This is a genomic window from Jeotgalicoccus huakuii (assembly GCF_036665975.1).
Classification (GTDB): Bacteria; Bacillota; Bacilli; order Staphylococcales; family Salinicoccaceae; genus Jeotgalicoccus; species Jeotgalicoccus marinus.
Genome location: NZ_JAVIYN010000002.1, coordinates 77,599 through 98,270 on the forward strand (window position 1 = coordinate 77,599; position 20,672 = coordinate 98,270).

A 20,672-nucleotide genomic window follows, 5' to 3' on the forward strand; every position below is an offset into this window, starting at 1 on the left:
GACTAGTCTTCTTTCTGTAGACCTAAGCCTAAGTCTTCAAGTTTAAATTTAACTTCTTCAAGTGACTTACGTCCTAAGTTACGTACTTTCATCATATCAGCTTCTGTTTTATCAGTGAGTTCCTGAACAGAGTTGATACCAGCACGTTTTAGACAGTTGTATGAGCGTACTGACAAGTCAAGTTCTTCAATTGACATCTCAAGTACTTTTTCTTTCTGATCTTCTTCTTTTTCGATCATGATTTCAGCATTTTGAGCTTCATCAGTAAGACCAACAAAGATATTTAAGTGTTCAGTTAGAATTTTAGCACCTAATGATACAGCTTCTTGAGGCGTAATTGAACCATCTGTCCATACGTCTAAAGTAAGTTTATCGAAGTTTGTACTTTGTCCTACACGTGTATTTTCAACCGTATAATTCGCACGTTCTATCGGTGTGTAGATAGAGTCGATTGGAATTACACCAATTGGCATATCAGCTTTATTGTTGCCATCTGCAAGTGTGTAACCTCTACCACTATCAGCAGTCATGCGTAATTTCAAGCTTCCACCTTTAGATACTGTTGCAATCTTAAGATCTCTGTTTAAAATTTCAACATCACTATCATGAGTGATATCAGCTGCAGTAACGACACCTTCACCGCTGAAATCAATTTCTAAAGTTTTCTCATCTTCAGAGTAGATTTTCAGTGCCAGGCTCTTGATGTTGGTAATAATTGTAGTCACGTCTTCAACAACATTGTCGATTGTCGAAAACTCATGAAGTACATTTTCTATTTCAATCGTCTTAACTGCCGCACCTGGTAATGATGATAAAAGAATGCGACGCAAGGAGTTCCCAAGTGTTGTTCCATAACCTCTTTCCAAAGGTTCTACAACAAACTTACCAAACTTAGAATCTTCCGATACTTCTACTGTCTCAATTCTAGGTTTCTCGATTTCGATCATGTGTAACATATCCTCCCTTTAAACGCCGAAAATATTAGAAAATTATATTGTTCCCAACTACTTAAGCGATTAAATAATTATTATACACGGCGGCGTTTAGGTGGACGGCAACCATTGTGTGGAACTGGAGTTACGTCTTTAATAGCTGTAATCTCAAGACCAGCAGATTGAAGTGCTCTGATTGCTGCTTCACGTCCCGCACCAGGACCTTTTACTGTAACTTCTACAGTTTTAAGACCGTGTTCCATCGCTGCTTTAGATGCTGTTTCAGAAGCCATTTGTGCTGCGAAAGGTGTAGATTTTTTAGAACCTTTAAAACCTAAGGCACCAGCAGATGACCATGATAAGGCATTACCGAACTCGTCAGTGATTGTTACGATTGTATTATTAAATGTTGAACGGATATGTGCAATTCCTGCTTCGACATTCTTTTTCACTCTGCGTTTACGACTAGTTTGTTTGCGAGCCATTTGTTATCCTCCTTTACTAAAGTAAGCTATTTATTTCTTCTTGTTCGCTACTGTTTTGATTGGTCCTTTACGTGTTCTTGCATTGTTTTTAGTCTTTTGACCATTAACAGGCAAGCCACGACGGTGACGCATACCTTTGTATGATCCAATTTCCATTAAGCGTTTAACGTTAAGGTTTGTTTCACGGCGTAAGTCACCTTCAACTTTGTAACCATCAACGACTTCACGGATTTTGTTTAATTCATCTTCAGTAAGGTCTTTAACACGAGTACTTTCATCAACTGAAGCTTCAGCTAAAATTTTAGCAGCTGTGCTTGGTCCAATACCGTATACGTAAGTTAAAGAGATTACAACACGTTTGTCACGTGGTACGTCAACTCCTGCAATACGAGCCATATTTTTGCACCTCCAAATTATATATTAACCTTGTTTTTGTTTGTGTTTAGGGTTTTCACAGATTACCATTACTTTTCCTTTTCTGCGGATAACTTTACATTTCTCACAGATAGGTTTAACTGATGGTCTTACTTTCATGTTTTTTACCTCCTTAGAATATGGAGTCTCTTATTTAAAACGATAAGTGATTCTGCCACGTGTTAAGTCATATGGTGACATTTCAACTGTTACCTTATCACCAGGAAGTATGCGTATATAGTTCATACGAATTTTACCTGATACATGAGCTAAGATCTCATGACCATTTTCTAATTCTACTTTGAACATTGCATTTGGTAAAGTATCAAGCACTGTACCTTCCAGTTCAATTACATCTTGTTTACTCACTTTTTATCCTCCTTATACAGCATTTCAATTCCGTATTCGAAATTTGCTCTAGGTGACGATTCACTACGTCTAATAACGACTCACTCGTATACATATAGACAATAAACATTCACCTAAAGGCTGCGAAGGTGAATATCTCTATAAGTCATTAAGAATTTCATCGATTTCCTCGAATACTTCTTCTATATCTTTTGAGCCATCTACAGTAGACAGAACTCCAAGTTCTTTATAGAAATCTAAAAGCGGTGCTGTTTGTTTAACATTAACTTCAAGACGGTTCTGAACAGTTTCAGGATTATCATCTTCGCGTTGGTAAAGTTTACCGCCATCTAAATCACAGATACCCTCTGTTTTAGGTGGGTTAAACACGAGGTGATAAGTTGCACCGCAAGTTTCACAGATGCGTCTACCTGTCAGTCTATTCATTAACTCTTCTTCAGGCACCTCGACGTAAATCGTTTGGTCGATTTGAGAACCTAACTCTTCCATAATCTTATTAAGGGCTTCAGATTGTTCAACAGTTCTTGGGAAACCATCTAACAAGAAACCACCTTTAGCATCACTTTGAGATAGGCGCTCTTTGACGATACCGATTGTTACTTCGTCAGGAACAAGTTCACCTTGATCCATAAATTCTTTAGCTTGTTTCCCTAAATCCGTCTCGTTTTTAATAGCGAGTCGGAACATGTCTCCCGTAGAGATATGAGGAATTGAATGTTTCTTAATTATCTTGGCAGCTTGAGTGCCTTTACCGGCACCTGGCAAGCCCATAATAATAATATTCATCTATATTTCCTCCTGCTTATCTGCGCTTTCTAAATCCACGATATTCCCTCTGATTCGCTTGTGCTTCCAGTTGTTTCATCGTTTCAAGTGCAACACCGATAACGATGAGTAGACTTGTACCGCCGATTTGAATCGCTTGTGGTAAATCCATAAACTTAGTAATCAACAGTGGCAAGATCGAAATACCTGCTAGGAATAATGAGCCAACAAATACTAATCTATATAGTACTGAAGTGATATAATCCTGAGTATTTTTACCCGGTCGAATGCCCGGAATATAGCTGCCTTGCTTTTTCAAGTTGTCAGCCATTTTCTCTGGGTTCACTTGCACAAATGAATAGAAGTAAGCAAATGCAATAATTAGAACAACGTAAAAGATCATTCCTACCCAATCAGATGGGTCAGCAAATCTTGCGACAGTCTGTGCCCAGTTAGCATCCGGGAAGAATAGTGTTAAAGTCTGTGGCATCATTAAGAATGCCATGGCAAAGATTACCGGGATAACACCTGCTGGATTCACTTTCAATGGTAAGAAAGTGGCTTGCGGTGCAAGCTGTGAACCTGCATTTCTTTGACCTTTTGCATACTGAATTGGGATTTTACGAATTGCTTGTAAGATAAACACCGCAAAGGCTGTGAGTAATAATAGGAATATTACTAAACCTGCAATTTGCAGAACCGCCATTGTCGTATCCGATGTGCCAGTAAATCTAGACTGGAACAATTGAATTAATGCACTTGGTAAAGCACCAAGTATCCCAGCAAAGATAATGATTGAAATACCATTACCTACACCATGAGATGTGATTAACTCACCCATCCATAAAAGGAAGGCAGTTCCTGTTGTTAAGATTAATGCGATCAGCAAGTACGATCCAATGTTGTTATTTTCAATTAGTGCGCCTCCGAACATTTGGTTAAATGCGAAAGACATACCAATTGCTTGAATAAAAGCTAAAACGATCGTGAAATACCTTGTAAACTGAGCAAGTTTCTTACGGCCAACTTCGCCCTGTCTTGCCCACTCAGCAAACTTTGGCACTATATCCATCTGTAACAACTGAGTAACAATTGATGCTGTGATATACGGCATAATCCCCATTGCGAGAATAGAGAAGTTACTCAGCGCGCCACCACCGAACGTATTCATTAAGTCCAGGACACCTCCACTAGAAGCACCCGTGTCAAATACGCTTGGGTCAACGCCTGGAACAGGAATATAAGTTCCTATCTTAAAGATAATCAGCATGGCCAAAGTGAAAAGTATCTTATTACGTATTTCTTTAATTTTAAAGAAATTCGATATCTTGCCGATCATTAGATCACCTCGTGAGTTCCGCCTTGTTGCTCAATAGCTTCTTTAGCTGAACTAGAAAATTTGTGCGCTTTTACAGTTAATTTCTTATCAAGGCTACCGTTACCAAGAATTTTAATTCCAGCTTTTTCATTTTTAACAAGACCTGTCTCAACTAAGAGTTCAGGTGTTACTTCTGTACCATTGTCGAAACGGTTTAGTGAATCAACATTGACAACTGCGTATTCTTTACGGTTAATGTTTGTAAAACCGCGTTTAGGAATACTACGGAATAATGGTAATTGACCACCTTCGAAAGTAAGGCTCACTTTACCACCAGAACGTGATTTTTGTCCGTTATGACCACGACCAGATGTCTTACCGTTACCTGATGACATACCGCGTCCTACTCTGTTACGTTTGTTACGCGCGCCTTCAACTGGTTTAAGTTCGTGTAATTTCATCTTCGCACCTCCTATATCATTTTATCATTAAATTTCTTCTACTGTAACTAAATGACTAACTTTGGCAATCTGACCTCTAAGTTGAGGTGTATCTTCGTGTTCAACAGTTTGGTGCATTTTCTTAATACCTAATGACTTCACTGTTTGTCTTTGAGTTTCAGGTTTACCAATAATACTTTTAGTGAGGGTAACTTTCACTTTTGCCATTGACTATTCCCTCCTTAGTTTAGAATCTCTTCTACAGTTTTATCTCTAAGCTTAGCCACTTCTTTAACATCTTTAAGTTCAGTTAAGCCTGTAAGTGTTGCACGAACAACGTTAATTGGTGTATTCGCACCTAATGACTTGCTTAGGATGTCAGTAACACCTGCAAGTTCAAGTACGGCACGTACTGGACCACCAGCGATAACCCCTGTACCAGGAGCAGCAGGTTTCATGAATACGTTACCTGATGAGAAACGACCTTTAATTTCGTGTGGAATTGTACCGTTAACGATAGGTACTTCAATAAGATCTTTCTTCGCAGCTTCGATTGCTTTTTTAATTGCTTCAGGTACCTCTTGGGCTTTACCTGTACCGAAACCTACGCGACCTTTTCTGTCACCAACTACTACTAAAGCTGAGAAACGGAAACGACGTCCACCTTTAACAACTTTTGCGATACGGTTGATTGTTACAACGCGTTCTTCAAACTCTTGTACTTTCTCTTCTTTCTTGTAAGCCATGTTTATTGTCCCTCCTTTTTTATTAGAAATCCAGTCCGTTTTCACGTGCTGCATCAGCTAATGCTTTCACACGTCCATGATATAAATATCCACCACGGTCAAATACTACTTTTTCGAAACCTTTGTCTTTTGCACGAGTTGCAATAAGAGCGCCGACTTCTTTAGCTGCTTCTACGTTTGAACCTAGTTCACCTTTGAACTCTGGATCTTGTGTAGATGCGCTTGCAAGTGTAATTTGCGCAGTGTCATCAATTAATTGAGCATAGATATGCTTGTTTGAACGATAAACATTTAAACGTGGTCTTTCAGTTGTGCCTGAAAGCATGTTACGCACGCGGCCATGTCTTTTTTGACGAACTTTATTCTTGTCAATTTTCGCGATCATTGATGGTCACTCCTCACTTATTTATTATTTACCAGTTTTACCTTCTTTACGGCGAACAAGTTCACCTTTATAGCGAATACCTTTACCTTTATAAGGTTCTGGTGGACGTACACTACGGATGTTTGAAGCTAAAGCTCCAACTTCCTCTTTATTAATACCTTCGATTTTGATGTTAGTGTTACCTTCTACAGAAATCTGAAGGTTTTCACCTGATTCAAACTCAACAGGGTGAGATAAACCAACGTTTAATGAAAGTTTATTACCTTGCATTTGTGCACGGTAACCAACACCGATTAGTTCAAGTTCTTTTACAAAACCTTGTGAAACACCTTCAACCATGTTGTTGATAAGTGCACGAGTAGTACCGTGTACTGTACGGTGTTCTTTAGAATCACTTGGGCGTACTACTTCTAGTGTAGTATCTTCAAGATTGTATGTCATTTCTTCATTGAATGTGTTAACTAATTCACCTTTAGGGCCTTTAACAGTAATTGTATTACCCTTGATGTCGATAGTTACATCACTTGGAATGTCAATAAGACGTTTACCAACACGACTCATTACTTTGCACCTCCTATAATATTAATTACCAAACGTATGCGAGAACTTCCCCGCCAAGATTTCTTTTACGTGCTTCTTTGTCTGTAAGCACACCTTCTGAAGTAGAGATAAGCGCAATTCCAAGACCGTTAAGTACTCTTGGTAATTCTTCTCTCTTAGCATAAACACGTAGACCAGGTTTAGAAATACGTTTTAAACCAGTGATAACGCGTTCGCTATCGTTTGAATATTTCATGAATACGCGGATAATACCTTGCTTGTCATCCTCGATAAATTCTACGTTTTTTACAAAACCTTCAGTTTTTAAGATACCTGCGATTTCTTTCTTAATGTTTGATGCAGGGATTTCTAAAGTTTCATGTCTAACAATGTTCGCATTTCTAATGCGTGTTAGCATATCTGCAATTGGATCTGACACTGTCATTTAAGTTGCCTCCTTTCGAATAATGTTTCTTACCAGCTTGCTTTTTTAACGCCAGGAATTTGCCCTTTGTAAGCAAGTTCTCGGAAACAGATACGGCAAAGCTTGAATTTACGAATTACTGAGTGTGGGCGTCCACATCTTTCACAACGTGTATATTCTCTAACTTTGAATTTTTGTTCTTTTTGCTGTTTAGCAATCATTGATTTTTTAGCCACTATTTCGCCTCCTTAGATCTTACTTTTGGAACGGCATACCGAATTGTGTTAGCAGTTCACGAGCTTCTTCGTCCGTGTTAGCTGTTGTTACAATTACAATATCCATACCGCGTACTTTTGATACTTTATCGTAGTCAATTTCAGGGAAGATAAGCTGTTCTTTAACACCTAGCGTGTAGTTTCCGCGGCCATCAAATGCCTTTTTAGAAATACCTCTAAAGTCTCTTACACGTGGAAGTGAAACCGAGATTAATTTGTCTAGGAATTCATACATTCTTTCTCCACGTAGTGTTACTTTAGCACCGATCGGCATACCTTCACGAAGACGGAAAGTAGCGATAGATTTTTTCGCTTTAGTGATAACTGGTTTTTGACCTGTGATTGCAGTTAATTCCTCAACAGCTGTGTCGAGTACTTTTGCGTTTTGTACAGCGTCACCAACACCCATATTAACAACGATTTTTTCGATTTTTGGTGCTTGCATTACAGAAGTGTAATTAAATTTATTTACTAACTCTTGTTTAATTGTTTCATTGTATCTATCTTTTAAACGTGCCATTTATGTGACCTCCTTCCGTTTGAACCTTATTTAATTTCTTTACCTGATTTCACAGCGATTTTCACTTTTTTACCATCTTTGATTTCATGACGGATACGAGTGCGTTCACCTGATTCAGGGTCAACGTGCATAACGTTAGAAACATGAATTGGCGCTTCTACCTCTAGAATCCCGCCTTCTGGGTTCATTTGAGATGGCTTCTGGTGTTTCTTAACGATGTTTACATTTTCAACAACGACACGGTCTTCTCCAGGAATTGCTTTTAATACATTCCCTTTTTTACCTTTGTCTTTCCCGCTGATTACAATGACTTGGTCACCTGTTTTTACGTGCATAGTTGTCGCACCTCCTTCGGATTAAGATTATAGTACTTCTGGTGCTAATGAGATAATCTTCATGAAGTTACCTTCGCGAAGTTCACGAGCAACTGGTCCGAAAATACGAGTACCTCTTGGACCTTTATCATCACGGATGATTACGCATGCGTTCTCATCGAATTTAATATATGAACCATCTTCACGACGGATACCTGTTTTTGTTCTAACGATGACAGCTTTAACAACTTCACCTTTTTTGACAACACCACCTGGTGTTGCATTTTTAACAGTTGCAACTATTACGTCACCGATGTTAGCTGTTTTACGACCAGTACCACCAAGTACTTTGATTGTAAGTACTTCACGAGCACCAGAGTTGTCAGCAACTTTTAAGCGGCTTTCTGACTGAATCATGCGTGATTCCCTCCTTCTGTTTCAAGTATTATATAATTACAGACTCTTTAACGATTTCAACAAGACGGAATCGTTTAGTCGCTGATAATGGACGTGTAGCCTCAATTCTTACGATGTCGCCCATTTTCGCTGTATTGTTTTGATCGTGTGCTTTATATTTCTTAGAATATCTAACACGTTTACCGATGATCGGGTGTTTTTTGTAAGTTTCAACGAGTACCGTTACTGTTTTATCCATTTTGTCGGATACTACGCGGCCCTGGAGAACTTTACGTTCGTTTTTCTCTTCCACGATTTGGACCTCCTCTAATTATTGATTCGCTTGTGCTTCAGCAATCTCTCTTTCACGAACCGTCGTTTTCATTCTAGCGATAGTTTTTCTAACTTCTTTGATACGAGCAGTGTTCTCTAGCTGACCTGTAGCTAGCTGAAAGCGCAGATTGAAAAGTTCTTCTTTCAATTCTTTGACATTTGATTCAATTTCAGAATTCGTTAAATCACGGATTTCTTTAGCTTTCATTCGTATCACCACCTAATTCTTCACGTTTAACGATCTTAGTCTTAACTGGAAGTTTGTGGCTCGCAAGACGAAGTGCTTCTTTAGCAACCTCTTCTTGAACACCTGCAACTTCAAACATAATACGGCCTGGTTTTACAACTGCAATCCAACCTTCGATTGCCCCTTTACCAGATCCCATACGTACTTCTAAAGGTTTTTTTGTATATGGCGTGTGCGGGAAGATGTTGATCCATACTTTACCGCCACGTTTCATGTAACGTGTCATTGCAATACGCGCTGACTCAATTTGTCTTGCAGTAATCCAAGATGTTGTTGTAGCTTGTAGCCCGTATTCACCAAAGCTTACTTGATTTCCGCCTTTTGAACGTCCTTTAGTATCCGGACGGTGCTGACGACGGTATTTTACTCTTTTTGGTAATAACATTCCAATTTTCCTCCTTACTTATTTATTATTCTTTGTAGGAAGAACTTCTCCACGGTAGATCCATACTTTGACACCTAGTTTACCGTAAGTAGTGTCTGCTTCTTCGTGTGCGTAGTCAATGTCTGCACGAAGTGTATGAAGTGGAACTGTTCCTTCACTGTAGCCTTCAGCACGTGCGATATCTGCACCGCCTAAACGTCCTGATACTTGAGTTTTGATTCCTTTAGCGCCAGATTTGATTGCTCTTTGAAGCGCTTGTTTTTGTGCTCTTCTAAATGAAACACGGTTTTCTAATTGACGTGCAATGTTTTCAGCAACAAGTTTAGCATCCATATCAACTTTCTTGATTTCAATAACATTGATATGAACTTTCTTGCCAGTTAGGTTAGTAAGAGCTGTACGAGTTTTGTTAATCTCGCTACCACCTTTACCGATTACCATACCTGGTTTACCTGTGTGCAATGCAATGTTAACTCGGTTTGCAGCACGTTCGATTTCTACTTTAGAAATTGATGCATCTTTGAGATTAGTCTCGATATATTTACGAATCTTTAAGTCTTCGTGTAATAGAGTTGAGAAATTTTTGTCAGCGTACCAGTTTGCTTCCCAGTCACGGATGACACCTACACGAAACCCAATTGGATTTATCTTTTGGCCCAAGTTAATTACCTCCTTATATTATTAAGCGTTCTCTACTTCTTGATTTTCTTCAGTATCTACTTCGTCTGCATATTCTTTTACAACTACTGTGATGTGACTTGTACGCTTGTTGATTTTAGAAGCACGGCCTTGAGCACGTGGACGGAATCTTTTAAGCGTTGGTCCTTCATCTGCATAGATTTCAGAAATATACAAGTTATCGATATCCATATCGTAGTTATGTTCTGCGTTAGCAACTGCAGATTTAACTAATTTCTCCACTACCGGTGAAGATCTCTTGTTTGTAAGTTTTAAGATTGAGATCGCTTCTCCAACTTCTTTACCTCTTACTAAGTCAGCAATAAGACGTACTTTACGTGGCGCGATTCTCACAGTTCTAGCAACAGCTTTTGATTGCATGAGTCTTTCCTCCTTTACCGCATATGGTTAGTGTTTATCTTCTTGTTTTCTTGTCGTCAGCTGCGTGACCTTTAAACGTTCTTGTTGGTGCAAATTCACCAAGTTTGTGGCCAACCATATCTTCTGTGATGTACACAGGTACATGTTTACGTCCGTCGTATACTGCAATTGTATGTCCGATAAAGTTCGGGAATACTGTTGAACGGCGTGACCATGTTTTAATTACACTTTTTTTGTTACCTTCGTTTTGAGCCTCAACCTTGTTCATAAGGTGTTGGTCGACGAAAGGTCCTTTTTTAAGACTGCGTGCCATGTAGGCGCCTCCTTCCAATAATGCGTGCGGAGTAAATCCGCACACTTAACTCATTTATTTTTTACGTCCTCTAACGATTAACTTGTTAGAACGGTTCTTACCTTTACGAGTTTTCTTACCAAGCGTAGGTTTACCCCAAGGTGAAACTGGAGATGGACGACCGATCGGTGCTCTACCTTCACCACCACCGTGTGGGTGATCGTTAGGGTTCATTACAGAACCACGTACTGTAGGGCGTTTGCCTTTCCATCTAGAACGTCCGGCTTTACCAACGTTAACAAGTTCGTGTTGCTCGTTACCAACTTGACCGATTGTTGCACGGCAAGTAAGTAAGATCATACGTACTTCACCTGAAGTTAGTTTAACTAGTGCATATTTACCTTCTTTACCTAGTAATTGTGCACTTGCACCTGCAGAGCGAGCGATTTGACCGCCGGCACCTGGTTTAAGTTCAATGTTATGAATTGTAGTACCCATTGGGATATCAGAAAGCACTAATGTGTTACCTACTTTAATATCCGCATCAGCACCACTCATAAGTTCAGTACCAACTTTAAGTCCTTTTGGTGCAAGAATGTATCTCTTTTCACCATCTGCATAAGCAACTAACGCAATGTTAGCTGAACGGTTTGGATCATACTCTATAGTTTTAACTGTTGCAGGAATTCCATCTTTGTTACGTTTGAAGTCAATAATTCTATAATGACGTTTGTGTCCGCCTGCTTGGTGACGCACTGTAATTTTACCTTGGTTGTTGCGTCCCGCTTTTTTCGGAAGCGGCTGTAATAATGAACGTTCAGGAGTCGTTGAAGTGATTTCAGCGAAATCTAAACCAGTCATATTACGACGACCATTCGTGGTAGGCTTATATTTTTTAATTGCCATCCTCGTTATACCTCCTTAATGGTATGTGTTTATATTTAATTAGAAGATTTCGATTGAACCTTCTTTAAGTTTTACAATCGCTTTTCTTCTTCTGTTTGTATAGCCTTCGTAACGGCCCATACGTTTTTTCTTAGGTTTAACATTCATAATGTTAACTTTATCTACTGTTACATCGAAGATTTCTTCGATAGCGTGTTTAACTTGTGTTTTGTTCGCTCTGACGTCTACATCAAATGTGTATTTGTCTTCTGACATTAAGTCAGCAGAACGCTCAGTAATTACTGGGCGCTTGATAATGTCGCGTGCATCCATTATACAAGTACCTCCTCTGCTTTTTTGATTGCTCCTTCAGTGAAAATCACATGGTTAGCAGATAGGATATCTAGTACGTTAAGACCGGCTGGAGTTAACACTTTAACACCAGGGATGTTACGTGTTGATTTTTCAACAACTTCGTCTTTAGTATCAAGTACTAGAAGTACTTTCTTAGCAGCACCAAGATTTTCAAGAACTTTTACGAATTCTTTAGTTTTTGGCGCTTCCATTGCTAGGCTATCTACCACTTGGAATACTTCTTCGTTCACTTTAGCTGAAAGTGCTGAACGAAGTGCAAGTTTTCTCATTTTCTTAGGCATGCTGTAACCATAAGATCTTTTAGTTGGTCCGAATACTACACCACCACCACGGAATTGTGGCGCACGGATTGTACCTTGACGTGCATTACCAGTACCTTTTTGTCTGAATGGTTTTTTACCACCACCGCGAACTGCAGAGCGGTTTTTTACAGCATGATTACCTTGTCTTAATGAAGCTCTTTGTAAGTTAACTGCTTCAAAAAGTACGTGTTGGTTTGGCTCAATACCAAAAATATCTTGGTTTAATTCAATAGAACTTACTTTAGTTCCTTCTTTTGATAAAACATCGATTGCCATGTGTTTATCCTCCCTTCCTTATTACTTATTACCTTTTTTAATTGATGATGAGATTTTTACAAAGCTCTTTCTAGGGCCAGGTACGTTACCTTTGATAAGAATAACGTTTTTGTCAGCGTCAACGCGTACAATCTCAAGGTTTTGCATTGTGATTGTTTTACCACCAGTTTGTCCAGGTAATTTTTTACCTTTAAATACTCTTGACGGGCTCGCAGCCATCGCCATAGCACCTGATTTTCTGTGGTAGCGTGAACCGTGGCTCATTGGTCCGCGTGCAAAGCCGTGGCGTTTAATAGAACCTTGGAAACCTTTACCTTTTGAAGTTCCCGTCACGTCTACAAAATCACCTGTCTCAAATGTATCAACAGTGACTTCTTGACCTACGTTGAATTCGTCTACGTTTAGGTTCTTGAATTCACGTACGAAGCGCTTAGGAGCAGCACCTGATGCTTTAGCATGGCCTGCTTCTGCTTTGTTTGCATACTTGTTACTTCTTGCTTTCGCGTTATATTCGCGTTTGTCGTCAAAACCGATTTGAATCGCGTTATAACCGTCTGTTTCTTCTGTTTTCTTCTGAACTACTACGTTACCAGCAGCTTCTACTACTGTTACAGGGATTAATTCTCCGTTTTCACCGAAAACTTGAGTCATCCCAATTTTTCTACCTAAGATTCCTTTGGTCATCGAAAGTCGCACCTCCTATAATTTATAACTTGATTTCGATGTCTACACCTGATGGTAAGTTTAAGCCCATTAGAGCATCAACTGTTTTTGGTGTAGGGTTTAAAATGTCGATAAGACGTTTGTGTGTACGTTGCTCGAATTGTTCACGAGAATCTTTGTACTTGTGTACCGCACGGATAATCGTGTAAACAGTTCTTTCAGTTGGTAACGGAATTGGTCCGGATACATCTGCACCTGAACGTTTAGCCGTTTCAACGATTTTTTCTGCTGATTGATCCAGCACTCTGTGATCGTACGCTTTCAAACGAATACGAATTTTTTGTTTTGCCATTATTTATACCTCCTTATGGTCGTCATCCTATTATGGTAGACTCTCTCAGCGAAAATTTTCTCACGCATCAGCCATGGCAATGCGGCCGGGTGTGTCAGTAACCTCTCGCGTCATCGATGTGTGAGGCGCATGAAATCAGCACTTCACCTATAAAGGACACATTGGTGTCCACTCAAGTCCAACGTTAGATATGATACAGCAAAACAGCGAAGAAATCAATAGTATTCTAGAGATTTCTTCGCTATTTTAATTAATTATATCTTTTCTTCTATATTAAGTACTATTAGTTCTAGTTTATAAAGACAAAGTACAGTATGAATACCACGAAAAGTCCATACATAATCGGGTCAATCTCTTTACGTCTACCTGCCATAATCATCGTAATTGGGTAGAAGATAAAACCAACCGCAATACCTGTCGCTATACTATAGGTTAAAGGCATCATGAAGACAGTTAGAAAGGCAGGTACCGCAACTTCAAAACGTCCCCAGCTAATTTTAGATAAGTTAGAAGCCATTAATATTCCTACTATTATAAGTGCAGGCGCAGTAACCTCGGATGTAAAAGTAACAATGAGCGGTGAGAAGAATATCGCTGCTAAGAATAGGACACCTGTCACGACTGCTGCAAATCCACTTCTCGCTCCGGCTGCAACACCTGCTGTTGACTCAACATAAGATGTTGTCGTCGATGTCCCAAATACTGCACCAGTAATCGTCGCAAAGGCATCCGCTAATAGAGCTTTTGAAGCACGTGGCAACTTATTGTCTTTAATTAGGTTAGCTTGTGAAGCGACTCCAACAAGTGTGCCTGCTGTATCGAAGAAATCAACAAATAGAAACGTTAAAACGACAATTAGAAATTGAACGTTTAATATTGAGTCTAGATTCATAAAGCCTTCAAAAGCTGCACCAAATGTCGGTGCCACACTTGGTACTGAACCGACAATTGAATTAGGCATTGGGACAATTCCTACTATAATACCGATAATCGCTGTAACAATCATTCCGATAAATATTGCCGCAGGCACTTTTTTTGTCATCAGTATAACTGTAATCACTAGACCAACAAAAGTGAGAATGACCCCACCATCTTGTACATTACCTAAACTAATTAAAGTCGCATCATCATTTGCAATAATTCCGGATGACTGCAATCCAACGAATGTAATGAAAAATCCAATCCCCGCTGAAACAGCCATCTTCATCTCCATTGGAATAGAGTTAATTATGTATTCTCTCAGCCCGGTTAAAGTTAAAATTACAAAGATTAATCCTGAGAATAAAACACCCGTCAAGGCAGTTTGCCAAGGAATGCCCATTGTTAAGACTACTGTAAAGGCGAAGAATGCATTCAATCCCATCCCCGGCGCAAGTGCGATTGGATATTTCGCAATAATCCCCATGAATAAACAACCGACAAAGGCTGCTAAACAGGTGGCAACAAAGACAGCATTGATATCCATCTTCATATCATCCGGTACACCTTCAACACCCTGAAGAGAAAGGATAGAAGGATTGACTGCTAAGACATAAGCCATCGAAAGGAAGGTCGTTAGTCCTCCAATGATTTCTTTCTTAAAGTTTGTGCCGAGCTCATCAAACATAAAAAACTTTTTCATAACTGACTCCAATCCATTATAGATTATTTTAATTGTAAGATTTTCGGATCATTATATCCGATGAATCGTATGAGCATCTCTCTTGTATATGGGAAAAACATATTGATTAACTTACCGTAAAACAAGACGATTAAAATCGTACCTATAAATACCGGACCACCCAATAGTAAGCCGATAATCGCAACGACGAGTTCCATTAAAAACCTCGCTCGGTCCATTCTCAAATTAAATTTCCACACGAGTATCATCATTAATGAGTCCCTAGGACCAGCTCCAAGATTCGGCGTAATGTAAAAAGCAGTGCCGAATGAAGCGACAAAGACCCCAAGTGTAAAGTAAACTGCCTGAACAGGCCATGAAGCCACATCAGGTAAGAGCCAAACAAAGAAATCAATAAACGCCCCCATGACCACTAAGTTGACATAGACACCACCTTTTGGTAATTTCCTTATCAAAATTGATGTGGTAATCACGATGGCAATCCCGACAATAACTGACCATGATCCAAAGGTGAGGCCGAGTGACTGCCAGAGCCCAAAATGTAAAACATCCCAAGGTGACAAACCCATTACAAAGCCCTTAACTTGTAAGGCAACACCCAGGGACATAATCAACAGTCCCACGAAATAAAACAAGCAACGTTTTATAAAGCTTTCGGACAAGGTACCACTCCTAATATTCCAAGTTATTCATTAAGCTTCCCGTTAAATACATATATATTATACACCTCATCACAGAAAAATCCATGCAAATCCGTACATTTACCTATAAAAACGCTTCATTGTTTGTCAAAATACTATTTTTGATTTCTCTTCACATTCAAGGAATTATTATTATGATATGATATGAGTTAAGTTTAGGTGGTGGTAAAATGGACTTAGAAAGTAAGTTACAAGAGCTCAAGTATGAGTACGTACATTTACAAGGTGACCTAGAAAAAATTGAATCTACAGGTCATCCGACTAAAAAAATGACCGACCGACTTGCTGCACTTGAAAAAGAAATAAAAGAAGTAAGACAAGCTATTAAAAATCAATAAGTCAGGATGCGTGTATATAGATGAAACAATTGATTTCCGTCATTATGATTATACAATTTTTGATTTACTTCGGCTTTAGTATGATCATTCCTGTTATCCCGGAACTCGTTAACCAACTTGGTGTCAGTACTATACATATGGGGCTCTTGCTTGCCATATACTCCTTGGCGAGCTTCTTATCTGCACCATTTTTCGGCCGCTTATCGGACAAAATAGGTCGACGCCCATTATTAATCGGCGGCTTATCTACATTTGCATTCAGTTTTCTCATATTTGGTTTGTTCATCGACAACTTACCTATTTTATATATAAGTAGAATTATCGGTGGTGCCGCTTCAGGGGCGTTATACACTGCGACGACCAGTATGGTAGCAGACATTACAACAAGAGAAGAACGTACGAAATACATGGGCTTAGTCGGTATGTGTATCGGTTTTGGCTTTATCTTTGGTCCTGGTGTTGGTGGATTATTAGCAGGCATCAGTTTGAGTTTCGCTTACTATATGACGACAGTGGTTATCCTTGGTGCCCTAGTATTTAGCTTGATTAAAGTACCTGAGACATATAAAAGACAAACGAATGTGGCGCCTAAGAAAATCGGTCTCACGATTGATTACTTTACTCAACCAATTGGTATACTTTTGGTTGGCACATTTTTCGTTATGTTCTTCATGAGCGGAATGGAGAGTACCTTCCAACTTCTAGGCCAAGAAAAAATAAATATTACACCGACAGAGATGGGTGTCCTGTTTTTTATCGGGGGGATATTTAATGCCTTAACTCAAGGTGTATTTATTAGAAGAATTAAAGATGGCGACGAGAAAATGCCGATGATAATCGGTCAAGTCATGGCAGTAGTCGCATTTATAATGTTGCCATTCATGACCGGCCTAGTTTACGCAGGTATTTGCATTGTCTTATTAATGACAGGTAATGCCCTTGTTAAAACGTTGATGACGTCATTAATCACAAAAGAAGCATCTCAAGATGATATGGGTAGAGTGACTGCAACGACCTACTCTTTAGATAGTTTGGGAAGAATTTGTGGCCCTCTTGTGTTTAATGCACTATTCCTATTCACACCAGGTATACCATTCTACTTCGGTGCTTTAATGACAATATTCTCAACACACTTCATTTTTCAATATTATAAGAAGAGAAGGAGACTGGCATGATTCTGTTATCCATACTCATCGTTTTAATCTACATCGTAGTCAGTGCGGCAACAATTCTAACTTTTCGTTCTAAGGCTTTAGACATTGCACGCCTATTTTCAGGGTTAGCATTTTTAATCATGATCATTACAACAGCGATGTCCTTAAGCGGTAGTGATATTTACCTGACAATTGCCTTAGCGATATGCATTGTTTTAAGTGTAGAAATCACTGCTTTTAAGGAAAAACAAGGTGATCAAAAGAACTTATTTTTAATTCACGCTTTTACGCTAACTATGACACTTGTGTTGATTATAATGTTAATTACACTCTAGGGAGATAAATTATGAGACGCGTTATTTTAATACTGCTGATAATCATTCAAATTTTATTCTTTATTAATTATTCAATTAACGATGGTATTATTTTTTATAATATATATATTTGGTTTACCTTATCAGCCCTTTCAGTCATTACAGGTATTAGAGCCTTTCGCTCTGAACCTAATTTGAATGAAAGTCGACAAATACATTCATACTTCTCCCTATCATTAATTATTATTTCTATATCTTCTATCTTGTTCATTGTGTATATTGCAATTATGCAACCTTACTATTTATAAAAACTAAAAGCTGAGTGCGCACCTTATCATGGTGCACGCTCAGCTTTTTGTTATCAACGAAGTATTTTACCAATTTGCATCTTCGCTTTTTGAAATAATGGAACCATAGATTCAGATAGGGTGTAAAGGGGTTTATTAATGACATAATCAAATTCTCCGATTTTGTCAGATACTTCTGTTCCCCAAACCTTTTTAAACTGCCATAAGCCGAAGTGTTCATCATCCTTATCTGGTGATACTGATACACCACCGAAGTCATAGCTTTTAGCACCATGTTCTCTCGCATATTGCATCATGTGCCACTGCATGTGGTGATTCGGTAGGTATTCACGATATTCATTAGATGATGCACCGTATAGGTAATAGGCTTTTCGTCCGGCTAAAGCAAGTAAAGCGCCAGATAATAAGACACCATCAGGGTGCGTACTTCTAATCTCTTTCATATCCGATAGCTGGCTATTCAACTTTTCTAGTCGGTTGTTTAAGTTTTCGAGTTGGTTGTTTCTTTTCTGGTCATCTTTTATTTTGTTAGCTTTCGACGTTTCCTTATGCACTTTTTCAATCGCCGCTTCTGTTGATAGAATCGCTTCTTGTGGTAATAACTTCACTAAAAATAATTCCATGTGACCCGCTGGGTTTAAGTGATCGTATAAGGATTCAAAATATGTGATATCTCTTGTTAAGAAACCATCTCTATCTCCAGTTTCTTTCATAAGCTTCACAAAATCAGGCAGGTCTTCCCGTTTTGCTTTAACAACAGTTGTTCCCGCTTTTAAGGCATTTCTAACCTTGGTGCGGTTATTACGTTCGAAGCTTTGTAGGAGTGTCTTATCATCTACTTCTATGTTGGTGACCATCGTCGTTCTTGGTTGAATTACTTTTTTACTCATACCATCTGTTAAGCCGTGATGTTTAAATCCTAATGCCTCTAAACTTTCAATAATATCTTCATTACCCTCTACCTGGATATCTGGGTCAATCTTAATAGTATAGGATTTTTCGTCCTTAGCAATTCGCTTCGCTTCGGCTAAGAGTACTTCAAGTACTTCTCTGTCTCTGTAGTCACAGACAAATCCCCTTGAAACATAGCACATTGTAAATGGTGTCTTTGGCACTTTCTTAAACAGAAGTAGGCCTACACCTTCTACTTGACCATCACGCCCGACGGCAATCCTTCTACTGTACCAACCAGTTAATGTCTTTGTTCCTGCCCATGAGCTCAATTGTAATAGGTCACCGTTCGGATGTGACATTACAAATTCATCGTGTGTTTTATCGGTAATATTTAACTTCTCTACCATAGTCTCCACCAATCATTTCTTCATTATTTCTGCTATAATAAGTCCCCAAAGGGAGCGTATAAAAATGAAACAAATCATTCTAATTTTACTTACTGCATTTAATATTTATAGCTTGATCAATATTAATTTAACATATCAACATGATGACCTCATTGCCTTACTCAGTTCAAGGATTATTTTACTAGCTGTCTCAATTATCTTACCTGTACTTTTCTTTATAGTCGGTTCATCAAAAAGCGTTAAAATACTATCTATTATTTCTATTTTAAGTGGTCTTGCTCATTTCGCAATTATCGCTTTAATTTACATTTAATTTCTTAAGTATTGTAGCATATTTAGCTCAACTGTTCTTTTCAAAGTACCTTTTAGGAGTCGTTTATATGAGAGATTTAGGTGTTTATTTCGGAACTTTTGCCCCATGTCACGTCGGTCACTTCGAACAAATTGTTCGTGCAAAGAGAGAAAATCGTCACGCCATCATCATCGTTTCAGGTTATGACGGAGACAGAGGCGATAAGATTGGTATGAATGTTGAACACAGAACACGTGCCATGCGTCAACTTGTTAAAAATGATACCAATGTCACAGTCTTACAACTTAATGAGACTGATATTCCGCGTTATCCAGATGGTTGGCAGTCTTGGTTAAAGATGCTTTCTAGCCTGATTAAGAAGACCAAAGATGAACTTGACTTTGACGTACAAAAGCTAACTTTTTACGTTGGAGAAAGCGAATATGTGGAACCACTTGAAAGCTTTTTTACTGACTACTGGCCAGAACTCGACATCAAAATGACTATGGTTGACCGAAAAATTTTAGGAATTAGTGGTACAGAGATTAGAGAGACCCCCATTTTAAACTGGGATTACGTCACGCGTCCGTTTAGACGTTACTTCGTTCAAAATGTATTAATAACTGGCGCATCTAACAGTGGTAAATCAATGTTGACTGAGGATTTGGCAAGGCGGTATTCATCGAGTTATTCACTTGAGTACGCTAAAGAATACTTTAAAACACATCAACTCATGCCACATGAACTGGATGCGAAAGATTACCATGCAATTGGCATCGGCCAGTTCGACTTAAACCGTGAGCATATTCACTCAAGTGCGACACGTAAGATTTTCTTTGCCGATACAGATGTGATGTATTCGAAAGTCTACAATATGTTAAGCAACCAAGAAGATAAAGCATATGTCAATCAAATATTTGAACATTATATCCAACTTCAAAACTGGGCACTGATATTTATCTTACCCCCAAAGTCAGATGCAAATGATGATGAGATTAAGTTTTACAACAAACTACTAGAGGAGTTAAAAGCATATAATCTCATGGACCAGGCGGTCATTTTAAATGAAAGTTACCAAGAAAATTACCTCCGTGCACATCAATTATGTGATGAATTACTAGAAGATGGCAAAGATAACTGAATTTTAAATT

Annotated in this window: 37 protein-coding genes; 6 read left to right on the forward strand and 31 right to left on the reverse strand. The window is 38.7% G+C overall.

Going from position 1 to position 20,672, the window contains the following annotated elements:
- Positions 1-2 precede the first annotated feature (2 nt).
- From V6E76_RS01430 to V6E76_RS01575, 30 genes are all read right to left on the reverse strand, one after another.
- Complete coding sequence (locus V6E76_RS01430; protein ID WP_247348295.1) at positions 3-947, reverse strand: DNA-directed RNA polymerase subunit alpha; 945 nt, start codon at positions 945-947, stop codon at positions 3-5.
- Positions 948-1,027: 80 nt separating this feature from the next.
- On the reverse strand, positions 1,028-1,417 hold the full coding sequence (gene rpsK, locus V6E76_RS01435; protein WP_026865785.1) for a 30S ribosomal protein S11: 390 nt from the start codon (positions 1,415-1,417) through the stop codon (positions 1,028-1,030).
- Positions 1,418-1,447: 30 nt separating this feature from the next.
- Positions 1,448-1,813 carry a 30S ribosomal protein S13 gene (rpsM, locus tag V6E76_RS01440; protein WP_026865786.1) on the reverse strand — a complete coding sequence of 122 codons (366 nt, stop codon included), beginning with the start codon at positions 1,811-1,813 and terminating at the stop codon, positions 1,448-1,450.
- Positions 1,814-1,837: 24 nt separating this feature from the next.
- Positions 1,838-1,951 carry a 50S ribosomal protein L36 gene (gene rpmJ / locus V6E76_RS01445; RefSeq protein ID WP_003156543.1) on the reverse strand — a complete coding sequence of 38 codons (114 nt, stop codon included), beginning with the start codon at positions 1,949-1,951 and terminating at the stop codon, positions 1,838-1,840.
- Positions 1,952-1,981: 30 nt separating this feature from the next.
- Entirely contained in the window at positions 1,982-2,200 is a 219-nt protein-coding gene (gene infA / locus V6E76_RS01450; RefSeq protein ID WP_017547668.1) for a translation initiation factor IF-1, read from the reverse strand.
- A gap of 138 nt (positions 2,201-2,338) precedes the next feature.
- Positions 2,339-2,986 carry an adenylate kinase gene (locus V6E76_RS01455; RefSeq protein ID WP_247348298.1) on the reverse strand — a complete coding sequence of 216 codons (648 nt, stop codon included), beginning with the start codon at positions 2,984-2,986 and terminating at the stop codon, positions 2,339-2,341.
- 16 nt (positions 2,987-3,002) lie between these two features.
- Entirely contained in the window at positions 3,003-4,304 is a 1,302-nt protein-coding gene (secY, locus tag V6E76_RS01460; RefSeq protein WP_247348299.1) for a preprotein translocase subunit SecY, read from the reverse strand.
- Positions 4,304-4,744: a 50S ribosomal protein L15 gene (gene rplO, locus V6E76_RS01465; protein ID WP_026865789.1), complete on the reverse strand. Its 441-nt coding sequence runs from the start codon at positions 4,742-4,744 to the stop codon at positions 4,304-4,306. The genes secY and rplO overlap by 1 nt, the downstream gene beginning before the upstream one ends.
- Positions 4,745-4,771: 27 nt before the next feature.
- Positions 4,772-4,951, reverse strand: a complete 180-nt coding sequence (rpmD, locus tag V6E76_RS01470; RefSeq protein WP_247348300.1) for a 50S ribosomal protein L30 — start codon at positions 4,949-4,951, stop codon at positions 4,772-4,774.
- 14 nt (positions 4,952-4,965) lie between these two features.
- Complete coding sequence (gene rpsE, locus V6E76_RS01475; protein WP_026865791.1) at positions 4,966-5,469, reverse strand: 30S ribosomal protein S5; 504 nt, start codon at positions 5,467-5,469, stop codon at positions 4,966-4,968.
- A 22-nt stretch (positions 5,470-5,491) separates the two neighbouring features.
- Entirely contained in the window at positions 5,492-5,854 is a 363-nt protein-coding gene (gene rplR, locus V6E76_RS01480) for a 50S ribosomal protein L18 (RefSeq protein WP_026865792.1), read from the reverse strand.
- A gap of 24 nt (positions 5,855-5,878) precedes the next feature.
- The gene (gene rplF, locus V6E76_RS01485) at positions 5,879-6,415 is read right to left on the reverse strand and encodes a 50S ribosomal protein L6 (protein ID WP_247348302.1); all 537 of its coding nucleotides are present in this window, start codon (positions 6,413-6,415) and stop codon (positions 5,879-5,881) included.
- A gap of 25 nt (positions 6,416-6,440) precedes the next feature.
- A complete protein-coding gene (gene rpsH, locus V6E76_RS01490) occupies positions 6,441-6,839 on the reverse strand; it encodes a 30S ribosomal protein S8 (RefSeq protein WP_026865794.1) in 399 nt (132 codons plus the stop codon).
- Positions 6,840-6,868: 29 nt separating this feature from the next.
- Positions 6,869-7,054, reverse strand: coding sequence for a type Z 30S ribosomal protein S14 (locus V6E76_RS01495; RefSeq protein WP_017547659.1), 186 nt, complete (start codon positions 7,052-7,054; stop codon positions 6,869-6,871).
- 19 nt (positions 7,055-7,073) lie between these two features.
- Complete coding sequence (gene rplE, locus V6E76_RS01500; protein ID WP_026865795.1) at positions 7,074-7,613, reverse strand: 50S ribosomal protein L5; 540 nt, start codon at positions 7,611-7,613, stop codon at positions 7,074-7,076.
- Between the two features lie 26 nt (positions 7,614-7,639).
- Positions 7,640-7,948 (reverse strand): 50S ribosomal protein L24, encoded by a 309-nt coding sequence (gene rplX, locus V6E76_RS01505; protein WP_247348303.1) that lies wholly within the window; start codon positions 7,946-7,948, stop codon positions 7,640-7,642.
- Positions 7,949-7,975: 27 nt separating this feature from the next.
- Positions 7,976-8,344 (reverse strand): 50S ribosomal protein L14, encoded by a 369-nt coding sequence (gene rplN / locus V6E76_RS01510; protein WP_026865797.1) that lies wholly within the window; start codon positions 8,342-8,344, stop codon positions 7,976-7,978.
- 28 nt (positions 8,345-8,372) lie between these two features.
- Entirely contained in the window at positions 8,373-8,636 is a 264-nt protein-coding gene (gene rpsQ, locus V6E76_RS01515) for a 30S ribosomal protein S17 (protein ID WP_026865798.1), read from the reverse strand.
- Between the two features lie 18 nt (positions 8,637-8,654).
- Positions 8,655-8,864 (reverse strand): 50S ribosomal protein L29, encoded by a 210-nt coding sequence (gene rpmC / locus V6E76_RS01520; protein ID WP_026865799.1) that lies wholly within the window; start codon positions 8,862-8,864, stop codon positions 8,655-8,657.
- Entirely contained in the window at positions 8,854-9,288 is a 435-nt protein-coding gene (gene rplP / locus V6E76_RS01525; RefSeq protein ID WP_026865800.1) for a 50S ribosomal protein L16, read from the reverse strand. The genes rpmC and rplP overlap by 11 nt, the downstream gene beginning before the upstream one ends.
- An 18-nt stretch (positions 9,289-9,306) precedes the next feature.
- A complete protein-coding gene (gene rpsC, locus V6E76_RS01530) occupies positions 9,307-9,948 on the reverse strand; it encodes a 30S ribosomal protein S3 (protein WP_026865801.1) in 642 nt (213 codons plus the stop codon).
- 21 nt (positions 9,949-9,969) lie between these two features.
- Positions 9,970-10,347, reverse strand: a complete 378-nt coding sequence (rplV, locus tag V6E76_RS01535) for a 50S ribosomal protein L22 (protein WP_247348305.1) — start codon at positions 10,345-10,347, stop codon at positions 9,970-9,972.
- 34 nt (positions 10,348-10,381) lie between these two features.
- Entirely contained in the window at positions 10,382-10,660 is a 279-nt protein-coding gene (gene rpsS / locus V6E76_RS01540; protein WP_026865803.1) for a 30S ribosomal protein S19, read from the reverse strand.
- A gap of 54 nt (positions 10,661-10,714) precedes the next feature.
- Complete coding sequence (gene rplB, locus V6E76_RS01545; RefSeq protein WP_247348307.1) at positions 10,715-11,545, reverse strand: 50S ribosomal protein L2; 831 nt, start codon at positions 11,543-11,545, stop codon at positions 10,715-10,717.
- Positions 11,546-11,584: 39 nt separating this feature from the next.
- Complete coding sequence (gene rplW, locus V6E76_RS01550; protein WP_026865805.1) at positions 11,585-11,857, reverse strand: 50S ribosomal protein L23; 273 nt, start codon at positions 11,855-11,857, stop codon at positions 11,585-11,587.
- A complete protein-coding gene (gene rplD / locus V6E76_RS01555; RefSeq protein WP_247348320.1) occupies positions 11,857-12,477 on the reverse strand; it encodes a 50S ribosomal protein L4 in 621 nt (206 codons plus the stop codon). The genes rplW and rplD overlap by 1 nt, the downstream gene beginning before the upstream one ends.
- 21 nt (positions 12,478-12,498) lie before the next feature.
- Positions 12,499-13,161: a 50S ribosomal protein L3 gene (gene rplC / locus V6E76_RS01560; protein WP_026865807.1), complete on the reverse strand. Its 663-nt coding sequence runs from the start codon at positions 13,159-13,161 to the stop codon at positions 12,499-12,501.
- 22 nt (positions 13,162-13,183) lie between these two features.
- Complete coding sequence (gene rpsJ / locus V6E76_RS01565; RefSeq protein WP_026865808.1) at positions 13,184-13,492, reverse strand: 30S ribosomal protein S10; 309 nt, start codon at positions 13,490-13,492, stop codon at positions 13,184-13,186.
- Positions 13,493-13,781: 289 nt separating this feature from the next.
- On the reverse strand, positions 13,782-15,113 hold the full coding sequence (locus V6E76_RS01570; protein ID WP_247348324.1) for an NCS2 family permease: 1,332 nt from the start codon (positions 15,111-15,113) through the stop codon (positions 13,782-13,784).
- A 23-nt stretch (positions 15,114-15,136) separates the two neighbouring features.
- Complete coding sequence (locus V6E76_RS01575) at positions 15,137-15,775, reverse strand: YczE/YyaS/YitT family protein (protein WP_499797692.1); 639 nt, start codon at positions 15,773-15,775, stop codon at positions 15,137-15,139.
- A gap of 209 nt (positions 15,776-15,984) precedes the next feature.
- On the opposite strand from V6E76_RS01575, the gene V6E76_RS01580 reads away from it, so the two are divergent.
- From V6E76_RS01580 to V6E76_RS01595, 4 genes are read left to right on the forward strand one after another with little or no spacing between them, the layout of a single operon-like run.
- Positions 15,985-16,152, forward strand: a complete 168-nt coding sequence (locus tag V6E76_RS01580) for an SE1832 family protein (protein WP_166627144.1) — start codon at positions 15,985-15,987, stop codon at positions 16,150-16,152.
- Between the two features lie 44 nt (positions 16,153-16,196).
- Positions 16,197-17,327, forward strand: a complete 1,131-nt coding sequence (locus V6E76_RS01585) for an MFS transporter (RefSeq protein WP_247348329.1) — start codon at positions 16,197-16,199, stop codon at positions 17,325-17,327.
- A complete protein-coding gene (mspA, locus tag V6E76_RS01590) occupies positions 17,324-17,641 on the forward strand; it encodes a membrane stabilizing protein MspA (protein WP_247348332.1) in 318 nt (105 codons plus the stop codon). The genes V6E76_RS01585 and mspA overlap by 4 nt, the downstream gene beginning before the upstream one ends.
- An 11-nt stretch (positions 17,642-17,652) precedes the next feature.
- Positions 17,653-17,928, forward strand: coding sequence for a hypothetical protein (locus V6E76_RS01595; RefSeq protein WP_084145634.1), 276 nt, complete (start codon positions 17,653-17,655; stop codon positions 17,926-17,928).
- A 53-nt stretch (positions 17,929-17,981) separates the two neighbouring features.
- Here V6E76_RS01595 and V6E76_RS01600 read toward each other — a convergent pair whose 3' ends face one another.
- Positions 17,982-19,229 carry a lipid II:glycine glycyltransferase FemX gene (locus V6E76_RS01600; protein ID WP_247348335.1) on the reverse strand — a complete coding sequence of 416 codons (1,248 nt, stop codon included), beginning with the start codon at positions 19,227-19,229 and terminating at the stop codon, positions 17,982-17,984.
- A 64-nt stretch (positions 19,230-19,293) separates the two neighbouring features.
- On the opposite strand from V6E76_RS01600, the gene V6E76_RS01605 reads away from it, so the two are divergent.
- Together V6E76_RS01605 and V6E76_RS01610 are read left to right on the forward strand one after the other, a co-directional pair.
- Positions 19,294-19,542: a hypothetical protein gene (locus V6E76_RS01605; protein ID WP_247348338.1), complete on the forward strand. Its 249-nt coding sequence runs from the start codon at positions 19,294-19,296 to the stop codon at positions 19,540-19,542.
- 67 nt (positions 19,543-19,609) lie between these two features.
- Positions 19,610-20,662: an AAA family ATPase gene (locus V6E76_RS01610; protein ID WP_247348341.1), complete on the forward strand. Its 1,053-nt coding sequence runs from the start codon at positions 19,610-19,612 to the stop codon at positions 20,660-20,662.
- Positions 20,663-20,672: the final 10 nt, after the last annotated feature.

Coding starts and splice junctions, on each gene's coding strand:
- V6E76_RS01430 (WP_247348295.1), bottom strand. CDS start 947: ATGATCGAAATCGAGAAACCTAGAATTGAGACAGTAGAAGTATCGGAA.
- rpsK (WP_026865785.1), bottom strand. CDS start 1,417: ATGGCTCGCAAACAAACTAGTCGTAAACGCAGAGTGAAAAAGAATGTC.
- rpsM (WP_026865786.1), bottom strand. CDS start 1,813: ATGGCTCGTATTGCAGGAGTTGACGTACCACGTGACAAACGTGTTGTA.
- rpmJ (WP_003156543.1), bottom strand. CDS start 1,951: ATGAAAGTAAGACCATCAGTTAAACCTATCTGTGAGAAATGTAAAGTT.
- V6E76_RS01455 (WP_247348298.1), bottom strand. CDS start 2,986: ATGAATATTATTATTATGGGCTTGCCAGGTGCCGGTAAAGGCACTCAA.
- secY (WP_247348299.1), bottom strand. CDS start 4,304: ATGATCGGCAAGATATCGAATTTCTTTAAAATTAAAGAAATACGTAAT.
- rplO (WP_026865789.1), bottom strand. CDS start 4,744: ATGAAATTACACGAACTTAAACCAGTTGAAGGCGCGCGTAACAAACGT.
- rpmD (WP_247348300.1), bottom strand. CDS start 4,951: ATGGCAAAAGTGAAAGTTACCCTCACTAAAAGTATTATTGGTAAACCT.
- rpsE (WP_026865791.1), bottom strand. CDS start 5,469: ATGGCTTACAAGAAAGAAGAGAAAGTACAAGAGTTTGAAGAACGCGTT.
- rplR (WP_026865792.1), bottom strand. CDS start 5,854: ATGATCGCGAAAATTGACAAGAATAAAGTTCGTCAAAAAAGACATGGC.
- rplF (WP_247348302.1), bottom strand. CDS start 6,415: ATGAGTCGTGTTGGTAAACGTCTTATTGACATTCCAAGTGATGTAACT.
- rpsH (WP_026865794.1), bottom strand. CDS start 6,839: ATGACAGTGTCAGATCCAATTGCAGATATGCTAACACGCATTAGAAAT.
- rplE (WP_026865795.1), bottom strand. CDS start 7,613: ATGGCACGTTTAAAAGATAGATACAATGAAACAATTAAACAAGAGTTA.
- rplX (WP_247348303.1), bottom strand. CDS start 7,948: ATGCACGTAAAAACAGGTGACCAAGTCATTGTAATCAGCGGGAAAGAC.
- rplN (WP_026865797.1), bottom strand. CDS start 8,344: ATGATTCAGTCAGAAAGCCGCTTAAAAGTTGCTGACAACTCTGGTGCT.
- rpmC (WP_026865799.1), bottom strand. CDS start 8,864: ATGAAAGCTAAAGAAATCCGTGATTTAACGAATTCTGAAATTGAATCA.
- rplP (WP_026865800.1), bottom strand. CDS start 9,288: ATGTTATTACCAAAAAGAGTAAAATACCGTCGTCAGCACCGTCCGGAT.
- rplV (WP_247348305.1), bottom strand. CDS start 10,347: ATGCAATCAAAAGCTGTTGCTAGAACTGTGAGAATCGCGCCACGTAAA.
- rpsS (WP_026865803.1), bottom strand. CDS start 10,660: ATGGCACGCAGTCTTAAAAAAGGACCTTTCGTCGACCAACACCTTATG.
- rplB (WP_247348307.1), bottom strand. CDS start 11,545: ATGGCAATTAAAAAATATAAGCCTACCACGAATGGTCGTCGTAATATG.
- rplW (WP_026865805.1), bottom strand. CDS start 11,857: ATGGATGCACGCGACATTATCAAGCGCCCAGTAATTACTGAGCGTTCT.
- rplD (WP_247348320.1), bottom strand. CDS start 12,477: ATGGCAATCGATGTTTTATCAAAAGAAGGAACTAAAGTAAGTTCTATT.
- rplC (WP_026865807.1), bottom strand. CDS start 13,161: ATGACCAAAGGAATCTTAGGTAGAAAAATTGGGATGACTCAAGTTTTC.
- rpsJ (WP_026865808.1), bottom strand. CDS start 13,492: ATGGCAAAACAAAAAATTCGTATTCGTTTGAAAGCGTACGATCACAGA.
- V6E76_RS01570 (WP_247348324.1), bottom strand. CDS start 15,113: ATGAAAAAGTTTTTTATGTTTGATGAGCTCGGCACAAACTTTAAGAAA.
- V6E76_RS01580 (WP_166627144.1), top strand. CDS start 15,985: ATGGACTTAGAAAGTAAGTTACAAGAGCTCAAGTATGAGTACGTACAT.
- V6E76_RS01585 (WP_247348329.1), top strand. CDS start 16,197: ATGATTATACAATTTTTGATTTACTTCGGCTTTAGTATGATCATTCCT.
- mspA (WP_247348332.1), top strand. CDS start 17,324: ATGATTCTGTTATCCATACTCATCGTTTTAATCTACATCGTAGTCAGT.
- V6E76_RS01595 (WP_084145634.1), top strand. CDS start 17,653: ATGAGACGCGTTATTTTAATACTGCTGATAATCATTCAAATTTTATTC.
- V6E76_RS01600 (WP_247348335.1), bottom strand. CDS start 19,229: ATGGTAGAGAAGTTAAATATTACCGATAAAACACACGATGAATTTGTA.
- V6E76_RS01605 (WP_247348338.1), top strand. CDS start 19,294: ATGAAACAAATCATTCTAATTTTACTTACTGCATTTAATATTTATAGC.
- V6E76_RS01610 (WP_247348341.1), top strand. CDS start 19,610: ATGAGAGATTTAGGTGTTTATTTCGGAACTTTTGCCCCATGTCACGTC.